The 12,644-nt window shown below is 49.2% G+C and carries 11 protein-coding genes and 1 tRNA gene; all 12 read right to left on the bottom strand.

What is annotated here, in order from left to right:
- Window positions 1-287 precede the first annotated feature (287 nt).
- A tRNA-Pro gene (locus tag A7E78_RS03060) sits at window positions 288-364 on the bottom strand.
- A gap of 135 nt (window positions 365-499) precedes the next feature.
- Window positions 500-931 carry an amino acid-binding protein gene (locus tag A7E78_RS03065; protein ID WP_072282862.1) on the bottom strand — a complete coding sequence of 144 codons (432 nt, stop codon included), beginning with the start codon at window positions 929-931 and terminating at the stop codon, window positions 500-502.
- A 22-nt stretch (window positions 932-953) separates the two neighbouring features.
- Window positions 954-2,255 carry a phenylacetate--CoA ligase family protein gene (locus A7E78_RS03070; protein WP_072282863.1) on the bottom strand — a complete coding sequence of 434 codons (1,302 nt, stop codon included), beginning with the start codon at window positions 2,253-2,255 and terminating at the stop codon, window positions 954-956.
- Window positions 2,256-2,320: 65 nt separating this feature from the next.
- A complete protein-coding gene (locus A7E78_RS03075; protein ID WP_072282864.1) occupies window positions 2,321-2,899 on the bottom strand; it encodes an indolepyruvate oxidoreductase subunit beta in 579 nt (192 codons plus the stop codon).
- Window positions 2,892-4,655, bottom strand: a complete 1,764-nt coding sequence (gene iorA, locus A7E78_RS03080) for an indolepyruvate ferredoxin oxidoreductase subunit alpha (protein ID WP_072282865.1) — start codon at window positions 4,653-4,655, stop codon at window positions 2,892-2,894. The genes A7E78_RS03075 and iorA overlap by 8 nt, the downstream gene beginning before the upstream one ends.
- A gap of 142 nt (window positions 4,656-4,797) precedes the next feature.
- On the bottom strand, window positions 4,798-6,486 hold the full coding sequence (locus A7E78_RS03085; protein ID WP_235606791.1) for a Na/Pi cotransporter family protein: 1,689 nt from the start codon (window positions 6,484-6,486) through the stop codon (window positions 4,798-4,800).
- A gap of 125 nt (window positions 6,487-6,611) precedes the next feature.
- Entirely contained in the window at window positions 6,612-7,226 is a 615-nt protein-coding gene (locus A7E78_RS03090) for an L-threonylcarbamoyladenylate synthase (RefSeq protein ID WP_072282866.1), read from the bottom strand.
- 85 nt (window positions 7,227-7,311) lie between these two features.
- A complete protein-coding gene (dut, locus tag A7E78_RS03095) occupies window positions 7,312-7,752 on the bottom strand; it encodes a dUTP diphosphatase (RefSeq protein ID WP_072282867.1) in 441 nt (146 codons plus the stop codon).
- Between the two features lie 27 nt (window positions 7,753-7,779).
- Window positions 7,780-9,042 (bottom strand): M16 family metallopeptidase, encoded by a 1,263-nt coding sequence (locus A7E78_RS03100; RefSeq protein WP_072282868.1) that lies wholly within the window; start codon window positions 9,040-9,042, stop codon window positions 7,780-7,782.
- 13 nt (window positions 9,043-9,055) lie between these two features.
- Window positions 9,056-11,212, bottom strand: a complete 2,157-nt coding sequence (pnp, locus tag A7E78_RS03105; RefSeq protein WP_083553184.1) for a polyribonucleotide nucleotidyltransferase — start codon at window positions 11,210-11,212, stop codon at window positions 9,056-9,058.
- 151 nt (window positions 11,213-11,363) lie between these two features.
- Entirely contained in the window at window positions 11,364-11,630 is a 267-nt protein-coding gene (rpsO, locus tag A7E78_RS03110) for a 30S ribosomal protein S15 (RefSeq protein ID WP_072282870.1), read from the bottom strand.
- Between the two features lie 100 nt (window positions 11,631-11,730).
- Window positions 11,731-12,642 (bottom strand): tRNA pseudouridine(55) synthase TruB, encoded by a 912-nt coding sequence (gene truB / locus A7E78_RS03115; protein WP_072282871.1) that lies wholly within the window; start codon window positions 12,640-12,642, stop codon window positions 11,731-11,733.
- Window positions 12,643-12,644: the final 2 nt, after the last annotated feature.

A 12,644-nucleotide genomic window follows, 5' to 3' on the forward strand; every position in this document is an offset into this window, starting at 1 on the left:
CCATGAACGTCAACAGAAACGCAACACCTTTTCCATCAAAGCCAGTGTTTTTGGCGTCCTTGAAGCAGTGGCATGGCCAGAAAATGCTGTCTTATTCGTATTGTCACTGGGATATAGTCTGCTGTTTGACTTGTAGGCTGGATTGTAGAAATTACCACGGGCAGTTAATGGTCATGCCCCGACCCCATTCCACAACACCTATAGGCACTGAACTGTAAAGTAATATGTGTAGTTGTGTAGCTTTAAACGTAAAAAAGCCGTGACTTTCGTCACGGCTTTTTTGGCGTTGGTCGGGGCGAGAGGATTTGAACCTCCGACCCCCTGCACCCCATGCAGGTGCGCTACCAGGCTGCGCTACGCCCCGTCAATCAACGCGTGCGGATTATTGTCCATCCGCCATAAAATGTCAAGAATAAAAGACCCTTGAAACACGCCTCTTCTTACAAAAAATCAAGTGGCCTGCAAGTGGCCTGGTTTTACTTCATAGGCCTTAAAATTACTACATACTGTAGACAGCTTCGGCTGACAGAACCTCGACGTCATTCGAGGTTAAGGCCGCAATTGCCTGCTCACTGTCATCGAAACGAAAAATAATGACCGCATGATCCCCACAACGCTCGACAAAGGCATAGAGATATTCAACGGTAATTTTGGCTTCATCCAGGATGTGTAAGATATGCGCGAGCCCCATGGGACGATCAGGCACCTGGACCGCCACCACATCCGTTTTATCCACGGTGAAACCCTCTTCCGTGAGTGCCTTTTTCGCCACATCTGTCCGGTCGACAATCAACCGCAAAATGCCGAAATCGGAGGTCTCAGCTAAAGAAAGAGCCCGAATATTCACTTCGGCCTTGCCAAGGGCGGCAGTGGCCTGAGCAAGTTTCCCTGCTCGGTTTTCTATAAAAACAGAAATTTGTTGTACGGTCATCTGCCCTCTCCTTTTAATCTTGCTAGCCTTTACGCAGATCGATAACCCTCTTGGCTTTTCCTTCGCTCCGGGTTATCGATTTTGGTTCCACCAGGCGAACCTTGCAGGTGATGTTGAGAAGACTTTTGATCTCGTGACGTATGCGCTCGCTCAAACCCTGCATGACACGGATCTCATCGGAAAAAAGATCTTCAGTGACTTCGACCTGAACTTCGAGGGAGTCGAGATTGTCTTCACGGTTAACGATTAGCTGGTAGTGAGGTTCGACACCTTCGACCTGCATTAACACACTTTCGATTTGAGACGGGAAAACGTTAACCCCACGTATGATCAACATATCGTCGCTGCGCCCACTCATGCGTTGCAGGCGACGATGGCTACGGCCACAAACACAGGGCTCGCTGATGAACCGAGTGATATCACGGGTGCGATAACGAATCATGGGAATGCCTTCTTTGGTGATGGTAGTGATCACCAGCTCCCCTTCTTCGCCGTCGGCTAATACTTCTCCCGTCTGCGGGTTGATAATCTCGGCAATAAAATGGTCTTCCCATATATGGAGGCCGTTTTGAGCTTCGATGCATTCGATGGCCACACCGGGACCGAGAATCTCCGACAAGCCATAAATGTCGATAGCCTTGATGTTCAGTTTTTGCTCGATTTCCTGGCGTATCGATTCGCTCCAAGGTTCGGCACCAAGGATACCAACCTTGAGAGCAAAAGAACGGATGTCCAGACCTTCCTCGGCAGCGGCTTCAGCAAGGTAAAGGCTATAGGAAGGGGTGCAGGTAATGACAGTGGAACCGAAATCCTGCATGATCATGATCTGCTTTTTGGTGTTGCCGCCGGACATGGGAATGACTGCAGCGCCGAGCTTTTCGGCTCCGTAATGAGCTCCAAGACCACCCGTAAAGAGACCGTAGCCGTAGGCATTATGAATTACATCTCCGCGGGCTACACCGGCAGCTGCAAATGAACGAGCCATCAATTCGGACCACATATCGATATCGCGACGAGTATAACCAACAACGGTCGGCTTCCCGGTCGTGCCTGATGAAGCATGCAAACGCACAATCTGCTCCATCGGCACGGCAAACAAACCGTAAGGATAGTTGTCACGCATGTCCTGCTTAAGCGTGAAGGGCAAACGCTGCAGGTCTTCCAGGCTCTTTATCTGCTCGGGTTTAATCCCTGCCTTGTCAAAAGATTCCCGATAAAAGGGAACCCGGGCATAGACCCTTTCCAGGGTATGTTGCAGACGTTTCAACTGCAGTGCAGCCAAAGCCTCGCGAGGTAACGTTTCGAATTCATCATTCCAGATCATGGCTGTATCCTATAACACTCGGTTATGACCAGATAAACAGTGTCAGCACCGAACAATTTACCAAGTCACAGATTGCGACCCAAGCTGAAGGCCTTCAGGTTTTCTTCCAGGTACTTAGCGGGAACCATTTTTTGTAAAGTCTGCTGCCAGAAGCTGTCGTCAATATCGATATTCTTCGACAAGGCTCCGAGTAGCACGACATTCACGGTTCTCTGATTGCCGGCATCGGAAGCCAGCTGCAACCCGTCAACGAGCTTGGTGTCAGGGAAAGCCGCCTTGATTTTTGCCGGTATATCAACAGGGTAACTCTCCTTGCCAAGGGTAACCGGAGCAGGAAACACCTGCAGGTTGTTGGCTAGAACGCTCCCGCCCTTCCGAACCAGCGGCAAGTAACGATAGGTCTCAAGCAATTCAAAGCCGAGCAGCATATCAGCCTGCCCTTCGGGAATAATTGATGAATACACCTTCTTACCGTAACGGATATGGGAAACAACACTGCCACCCCGTTGAGACATGCCGTGGATTTCATTTTTTTTGACGTCAAAACCGGCCAGCATGAGTACTTCTGAAAGGACTTCACTAGCCAGCAGGATGCCCTGGCCGCCTACACCGGAAATGAGAATATTGGTCACTTCATTACTCATTGATATCTCCAATAGCGTCGACATTACAAACCTGGTTGCAAAGACCGCAGCCGACACAGAATAAACTATTAATATGAGCCACACCCTTACCGTCAGCAGTAGTGCGCCATTCGATGGCCGGGCAACCCAGCTTGAGACAAGCCCGGCAACCAGTACAGCGGTCTAGATCGACCTTCATGGCAGGCTTGCGCGCAACCGGATCGCGTTTGACAAGCATGCAAGGCCGACGGGCAATAACGACAGAGACCTCAGGGCGTTCCATTTCTTCTTTAAGAACTTGACGGGTAGCGGCAACCTCGTAAGGATCAACAACCTTTACGTGTTGAACACCAACCGCTCTGCAGAGTTGCTCCAGATCAACCCGGTAACTGTCCGCTCCCATCAGAGTGTAGCCTGATGAGGGGTTCTCCTGACGACCGGTCATGGCAGTAATGCGATTATCAAGAATGACCACGGTAGAGACCGCACTGTTGTACACCATATCCATCAAACCATTGATACCGGTATGCAAAAAGGTGGAGTCACCGATCACGGCAACCACCTTCCGCTGCTCATCGCCGGAAAGCAGTTTACTCAATCCCGTAGCATTGCCGATACTGGCGCCCATGCAGATGCAGGTGTCCATAGCCGCCAGAGGCTCCATAAAACCGAGGGTATAGCAACCAATATCGCCGGTAACAAATGCCTTCAGGCGGTTAAGAGAATGAAAAACACTGCGATGCGGGCACCCCGGGCACATACTCGGCGGACGGTTCGGCAGAGTCTCGCTGTGGCTGAAAAAAGGTTGTTCATCTTTACCGGAGAGGCTTTTAGCGACTCGACCAGGGGTCAATTCTCCACAAATGGAAAAAAGGTCCTTGCCCACAACTTCGATCCCCATGGCACGGACCTGCTCTTCAATGAAAGGGTCGAGTTCTTCAATGACATAGAGGGTGTCGTATTGGGCGGCAAAGTCACGGATTAACTGCTTGGGAAGCGGATAAACCATGCCCAGCTTAAGAATGTCAGCATCCGGCAAAGCCTCCCTGGCATATTGGTAGCTTACGCCGGCAGTGATCACCCCGATTTTACCACCGACCTTTTCAACCCGATTAAAGGGCTGCTGACAAGCCCACTCTTCTAGCCGGGTAATGCGGTCTTCGACAAGAGGATGCCGTTTACGCGCATTGCTGGGCAACATGACAAATTTGGCGGGATCTTTTTCAAGGCCGGGCTCGGGCAGACCGGTTACCGGGTCTTGCAGAGTAACCACCGATTTAGAGTGAGAGATGCGGGTGGTTGTGCGCAACATAATCGGTGTATCAAATTGCTCACTGGTTTCCAGAGCAAGGCGAGTATAAGTCAGAGCTTCCTGACTATCCGCCGGCTCGAACATGGGGATTTTGGCAAATTTTGCATAGTTACGGCTGTCCTGCTCATTCTGTGACGAATGCAACTCGGGATCATCAGCTACGGCCAGGACCAGACCACCTCTGACACCGGTATATGAAAGAGTGAATAAGGGGTCAGCAGCGACATTAACCCCAACATGCTTCATCGCGACCAAAGCTCGTCCACCGCCAAAAGAGGCACCAATCCCGACCTCCAGGGCCACTTTTTCGTTAGGAGCCCAAGAGGCGTCGATGGTGGGATATTGCACCACATTTTCGAGAATCTCTGTACTCGGGGTCCCTGGATAAGCCGAAGCGACTTTAACGCCGGCTTCATAGGCTCCGCGAGCGATTGCTTCATTACCTGACAAAATAGCACGTTCCATATAAGTATCATCCTTAGAATAGGTGCCGGCAAGATTGACATCAGCCAGCAATAGGCTCAGTAAAACGGCATTTGACTATAGTGAAATATCAGGGGGCTGTCAATCGTAGGATATGCAAAAGGAGGCTGTTGTTAAAGCCCAATTAAGTCTCGCCAAGACCGCGAGTGATATTTCCAACATGTTCTCCAACCTTGGCGACATGATGTAAAATATCGATAAACAACAGACCTTGTGCAGTATTGCATTCGCCGGTACTCAGGCGCTGAATATGATTATTTCGTAATTCTAACTCGAGATCAAAAATAGCAGAAGCATGTTGCTCCCCTTCCCTGTTTTGAATTTTCGATTCACTATCGATAGCGTTGATGGTCAGGAGTAAAAAATTTCTAGTATGTGAAACAAGGTCGTCGAGTTCTTCTATAGCTGCTTCGGAAAATTCGATTTGCCGATCGATTCTGGTCACCAGAAGGTGTTGTAGATTTTCGCAATGATCCCCGAGCCTTTCCAGATCATTAACAATATGCATCAGTCCGGCGGCTTGCCTGGAAGCCTCTCGAGTTATCGATTGCTGGGATAAATTGACCAGAAAATCTGTAATCTCCCGTTGCAGCATATCCATGGAACCCTCTTCCCGGCTTAAATGCCTGATCTTTTCTTCGCTGTATCCAGGCAAAAGGTCCAAGGTTTTATCGAATACTGCCAGACTTAAGTGCGCCATGCGTTTGGTTTCGAGCTGAGCCTGACTAAGAGCAAGAATCGGCGTATTGAGAACCCTGTTGTCGAGATATTGCAAATGAAATGATTGTGTAGTTAAGCGACCTTTCATCAATAAAGTCGTGAATCGGGCCACCAAACTAAGCAAAGGCAAAAAAACCAAGGCATTGACCATGTTGAATAGGGTATGACTGTTGGCGATATGACGCGCAATAAAGGGCTTATCGCCTATTGCAGCGTCAAACTGAGCAGCGAGCTGGGGGGTATTGAGAACGAAATCGGGATCACCTGGAGTGAGTAAGTCGACTAAATGGAGGAAATAGGGAAAAAGCAGTAAAACATAGGCCACACCGATCAGGTTGAAGAGCAAATGAGCCAATGCGGTACGACGTGCGGCAAGGTTGGTATTAAGGGCTGCAATATTAGCACTGCATGCAGTACCGATATTTTCACCGAGAATCAGGGCAATACATAAATCGAAGGGAAGAAGACCATTCCCCGCGAGCACCAGGGTTAGCCCAATAGTAGCGCTACTGCTTTGAATCAGAACGGTTAGTAAGGCGCCGAGGGCCACAGCAAAGATCTGATGTTGGCTGACCAAAAGTAAAAAATCGTGAAAAGAAGCATTGTCCTTAATCGGGACAAAAGTTCCTTTCATGATAGTGAAACCAAAAAACAAAATGCCGAAGCCTAGCACAACTTCGCCAAATAGGGACCAACGCTTATTGGAACAGAACAGCTTAAGGCCGGTACCGATACCAATAGCCGGCAAGGCAAAATGGCCTATATTGAAGGCCAGCAACTGAGCGGTTACAGTGGTGCCGATATTGGCCCCGAGCAAAACCCCGAGCGCCTGGGCAATGGACATGAGCCCGGCATTAACGAACCCTACCACCATCACTGCGGTAGCGTTGGACGATTGTACGATAGCGGTTACAGAAGCGCCGGTGAGGACGCCCAACAGACGGTTGTTAGTTAAAGAGGAAAGCCCCCTGCGCAGACGATCTCCGGCTATCTTCTGTAGTGCCTCCGACATGATTTTCATGCCGAACAATAAGAGGCCAAGACCGCCAATCAGGCCGAATAACAATGGTTGATTTATAAAGTCCGGCAGCAAAATGACTCTCTTCCAACTTCAAAGAGCCGGCACAATCCAAAAATCCGATTCATGCCGGGTTATTTTAAGGATAAGGTATTGCTTGAGACGAGATTAACCAGATGCAACTGGTCGGTTGAGGACCGTCAAAGTTGATGAATCCAGGAAGTGTCGCCACTGCCCTGCCGCAACACTTCCACCTTATCATCAATGAGACTGATAACGGTCGATTGCTCACCAAGCAGATTCCCCCCATCGACGACCATATCCAATTGTTTACCAACCTGCTGATTAATTATTACAGGATCACAGTGGCTCTCTTCGCCGGAAATATTAACACTGGTGGTCACTATGGGATGACCCAGTTCCCGCACAATAGACAAGGCAATGGGGTTGTCGGGGATGCGAATGCCAACTGTTTTTTGCCGGGTAGTCAGCACATCGGGTACAACTCGAGTGGCTTCCAGGACGAAGGTAAAAGGCCCAGGAAGATAACGTTTCATTATTTTAAAAGCAAAGTTACTCACTTGAGCGTAGTTTGAGACATCGGAAAGATCAGCACAGATAAATGAAAACGGTTTTCTCGGGTCCCGCTGTTTAATCTGATATATCTTTTTGACCCCTTTTTTATTGAAGATATCGCAACCCAGACCGTAAATGGTGTCTGTAGGATAGGCGATTACCCCCCCCTGTTTCAGACACTCAACCACACGATTAACCAAACGTTGTTGAGGATTTTCAGGATTGAGTGCAAGGATCATGTTGGGCCTCCCCAAAGAAAATAGGATCTACGAGTTTCGAACTGTTTATAAAGATATTAGCATACCCGGGGCAACAATCTTGTATTTAACCGGTATGCCCAAAACCTCCAGCCTCACGAGCGGTTGTATCCAGTTCGTCAACTAAAGTCAGGGAGGCTTGATGTACCGGTGTAATGATCAACTGAGCTATTCTGTCGCCGCAAGCTATCGTCACCGGTTCTTGGCCATGGTTGATCATCACAACCTTGATCTCTCCACGGTAATCGGCATCGATAGTACCTGGTGCGTTGACAAGACTCAGGCCCTTTTTTATCGCCAACCCGGAACGCGGCCGCACCTGCCCTTCGTAACCTGCGGGTATGGCCAAGGCAATGCCGGTCGGGATCAAACACCGTTGACCTGGAAGCAATTGCTGGCTTTCTTCAAGACAGGCGAATAGATCCATGCCTGCAGCCAATTCTGTCATATACACGGGCAATTGCGCAGTGTCGCGCAATAATTTTACTTGGACATCGACCATACTCATCCTTACCCTTTCTACAGGAAGCGGCTATCAACCAAGAGTCAGATCCATTAATGGGAAGGCATCATTGGTCAGATCCCCGACCATTTGCAGCACCAGACCCTTATCTTGAAATAGATTTTTTGCAAGCCGCTGAATATCCTCAGCATTAACCTTGTCGATATTTATCAGAATCTCTTCGGGATCCAATACTTTCCCCAAATAAACTTCATTTTTTGCCAACCGTGTCATACGGTTATCGGTGCTTTCCATGGACAGCATAAACTGCCCCTTCAGTTGATCCTTGGCTGCTTGCAACTCATCAGGAGAGACAATTTGATTTTTAAAAAGATTCAGTTCCCGCAGTATAACGCCAATAGCATGACCTGCATCGTCAGGCGAAACTCCGGCATGCACGATCAGGGTACCACAATCTAAATGAGCATTTAGATATGAATAAACAGAATAGGCCATACCTCGTTCTTCACGAAGTTTTTGAAAAAGACGCGAACTGATGCTGCCACCAAGGATGGCATTGAGAATTTGACCGACATAGCGCAAACGATGTCCTTGTGGTAATCCTGCCGTACCAAGACAAAGATGAACCTGTTCAAGTTTTTTCTTGAGGATATTAACCTGGCGTAAAGGCAAATTGATCGGCGGAACAACCTGGGTCTTACTTCCGGACGGCAAATCACCAAGGGCTTTGGCGACATGATCTACCACTTGCTGATGGTCAAGATCACCGGCGGCAGAAATAATTAGATTTTTGCCGGAATACTGCTTGGCAAAAAAATCCAGCAAAGTCGAACGGTCAAGGGACGAAACGCTTTGAGGTGTGCCAAGGATGGGTCGGCCAAGGGAATGATCGGGCCAGAATTTTTGAGCAAAAAGTTCGTGAATTCGTTCGTCGGGACTATCCTCGACCATGTGGATCTCTTGCAGAATGACTCGACGCTCTTTTTCAATTTCGTCAAGATCAAATAGAGAATGGCAAAGAATGTCGGAAAGCAGATCGATGGCTAAGGGCAGCTTATCGCCAGCCACTTTAGCAAAATAACAACTCAATTCATGGCTGGTAAAAGCGTTCAGTGCGCCACCGACCGAATCAATTTCTTTAGCAATATCGAGGGCGCTGCGGCGCCGGGTTCCCTTGAACAGTAAATGTTCAATGAAGTGCGACGCACCATTCAGCGCCCTCGATTCATGTCGTGCCCCATTCTCGACCCAAAAACCCAAAGCGGCAGAATATGCCGAAGGGATCTTTTCGGTCAGTATGCGAATACCATTATCGAGAACAGTCTTTTGATACATTCCCTAGCCGCTATCAGCCTTCTTCTGGCAGGGTCTGTCCCAACGCTTCTTTACGGGACAGCTTAATTTTACCCTGACGGTCAATGTCCAGGCACTTAACCAGAACCTGATCGCCCTCTTTCAGGATATCGGTAACGTTGCGTACCCGCTCCTTATCCAACTCAGAAATATGAACCAGGCCGTCGGTTCCTGGGAAAATTTCGACAAAAGCACCAAACTCCATAATCTTTCTAACGGTGCCCATATAAAGTTTGCCTTTTTCCGCTTCCTGGGTCAGGTCGCGAATCATTTTGATCGCCATCTTGCAAGCATCGCCATCGGCAGAAGCAATGTTGATCCGACCATCATCTTCGATATCGATAGCGCAACCAGTGGCTTCGATAATTCCACGAACGTTTTTACCGCCGGAACCGATAACGGTACGTACCTGATCGGGTTTAACCTGAATTGTAGTAATGCGCGGAGCGTATGGTGACAGCTCTTCTCGCGGAACGCTGATAGCTTCAGCCATTTTGCCAAGAATGTGAATACGGCCTTCACGAGCCTGCTCGAGGGCCTGCTTCATGATCTCTTTGTTGACGCCGCCAATCTTGATATCCATCTGCAGTGCGGTAACACCTTCAGCCGCGCCGGTCACTTTAAAGTCCATATCGCCGAGATGGTCTTCATCACCGAGGATGTCGCTCAAAACCGCAACATCATCACCTTCTTTGATCAGACCCATGGCAATACCGGCCACAGCTTTCGTCACAGGAACGCCAGCATCCATCAATGCCAGGGTAGCGCCACAAACACTGGCCATGGAAGAAGAGCCGTTGGATTCAAGCGTTTCGGAGACAACCCGAATGGTGTACGGGAAATCGTCATGAACGGGCAGGATCTTGGAAATAGAACGTTCGGCAAGCATGCCATGGCCAATTTCGCGACGGCCGGGAAAAAGGCGCATGCTGGTTTCACCAACGCAGAAAGGAGGAAAGTTATAGTGCAACATGAACTTTTTGAAGTCCATTGACTGGACATTGTCCATGCGCTGCTCATCTTTGCTGGTACCGAGGGCTGCTGCTACCAAGGCCTGGGTTTCGCCACGGGTAAAGAGGGCACTACCATGAGCACGGGGCAGCAGACCGACTTCGCTACTAATTGGACGAACAGTTTTAAAGTCACGACCATCGATACGAATTTGATCGCGAATAATCATCTGCCGCACAACTCGTTTCTGCATAGCGGAAAAGATCTCGCTGATCTCTTCCTTATTGGTGCCTTCCTCATCAACCAATTCAGCGACGACTTCTTCCTTGATTTCTCCAACCGCTGCATAACGGTCTTGTTTGCTCTGAATCTTGACAGCTTCAAGCAAGCGCGTCTCCGCTAAAGCGGCAACCTGCCCTGCCAGAGCTTCGTCAGTTTCAGGAACAGAGAACTCTCTTTTCTCTTTACCGGCAATCTTGCGCAATTCAGATTGCACTTCGATCAGCGGCTGCATGGCCTCATGACCAAAGAAAATGGCCTCAAGGATTTCATCTTCACTGAGAAATTCGGATTCCCCTTCAACCATGATGATCGCTTCACGGGAGCCTGCAACGGTCAGATCCAAATCGCTGGCTTCGCGCTGTTCAATGGTAGGGTTGGCAACCAGCTGACCTTCAACCCGGCCTACCCGTACCGAGGCAATGGGGCCATCAAATGGAATGTCGGAAACTTCAAGAGCCGCTGAGCAACCGACGAGAGCCAGGGTATCCGGATCATTCTCCATGTCGACAGAGATAACCGTCGGCATAATCTGGGTTTCAAACATATAACCCTTAGGAAAGAGCGGCCGCAACGGACGGTCGATAAGGCGACAAATCAAGGTTTCCCTTTCAGTTGCCCCTCTTTCACGACGGAAGAAGGAACCGGGGATCTTACCGCCGGCATAGAACTTTTCCTGGTAGTTGACCACCAGAGGGAAAAAGCCCTGACCTTCCTTCATTTTTTTGGCAGAGACGGCGGTGCAGAGTATTTTTGTGCCGCCATAGGTAATAACCGTAGCACCGTCTGCTTGACGGGCCATCTTGCCGGTCTCGATGGTCAACGGTTGGCCGTTGAACTCAATTTCTACTTTGTGATAAGCCAATTTTTTCTCCTTTTGTTTGGAACTTGCGCCCGCAGTCGCTATTTTTTTTCTAAGCATAAAACAGCCAAAGGAGGTTGGCCTGAGACAGGAGTCGGTCCTGCCAAACGGCAAACCAAACCGATCCCTCTCTCCGGACAGCCTCCCGAGCTGTACCAAAAACTCAGGCAGCAGACCCTACGCTGCGGCGAAGGGCGTGCTGCCTGTGATTTTACCTGCGAATTCCCAGGGCTTTGATAATGGCGCGATAACGCTCAACTTCGATCTTTTTCAGATAGTCGAGCAGTCTACGTCTCTGTCCGACGATCTTCAACAGGCCGCGACGAGAATGATGGTCCTTCTTGTGGGTCCGAAAATGATCGGTCAGATAAGTGATGCGCTCCGAAAGCAGCGCAATCTGTACTTCTGGAGATCCGGTATCGCCTTCATGGCGCTTAAACTCATTGATAATTTCCTGTTTGCGTTCTGTGGCCAGCACTGTGCCATCTCCTTTCACACTCGGTTCTTTTCGATAAGGGCGCGAATACGCCTAAAAACTTTCAACTTTTACCATAGAAGTCAGGCAGTGTAAAGACCTATTAACCACCACTGAAGACTCTTAACAACTCAAAATCGCCACGTTTTTCTTTGCTCCGTGAAGGAGCAAAATGAGCCATTGCCAAAGCTTGGCCCTTCGAAGTCAAAAGCACCTTCTGTCCTTCATCAAATTCAGGCTCGACGGCTAAATGCTCTAACAGTGGCGGTATACCGTGGCGAAGCTTCTTACACCCTTCTTCGTTAACCTCGCATGCGGGGTAATCACGCAAGGCAGACGCCAAAGAAAGAAATTTTCCGCTGATATCTTTTGAACTGGCCTGTTCCAGCCAATCGAGAGTCACTGCTTCCTTAATGTCAAAAGACCCGCTTCGAATGCGGCGCAAAGAGCTAAGATGAGCAGCGGTGTTCAGCTTGCGGCCAAGGTCATGGCAGAGGGTTCGAATATATGTCCCTTTGCTGCATTCTACCTCAAAAGAGAGACTCGGCAACGCCAAATCATTAACTGTGATTCGATGGATATGTACAGACCGGGCCGGCCTTTCAATCTCTATCCCCTGACGAGCTAAACGGTGGAGCGCAACCCCTTTGATCTTAATCGCAGAATACATAGGTGGAATCTGTTGTATTTCACCGACCATTTCCTGACAGGCCTGTAAAACGGCAGTGTCTTCAAGGTGATCAACAGGACACTGAAGGGTGATTTCACCTTCTGCATCCTGGGTAGTGGTTTCGCAACCAAACTGTAGCGTCGCCTGATAAGTTTTGTCACCCTCGACCAGAAATTGTACTACACGTGTCCCCTCCCCTACTGCCACCAACATTAAACCGGTAGCCATCGGGTCGAGAGTGCCTGAATGTCCTACCCGTCGAGTTTGACAAATTCGCCGAAGCCGCCGAACGACATCATGGGAAGTCATCCCAGCGGGTTTATCTACAATCAAAACTCCATTCATGG

Source organism: Syntrophotalea acetylenivorans (assembly GCF_001887775.1).
Lineage (GTDB): Bacteria > Desulfobacterota > Desulfuromonadia > Desulfuromonadales > Syntrophotaleaceae > Syntrophotalea_A > Syntrophotalea_A acetylenivorans.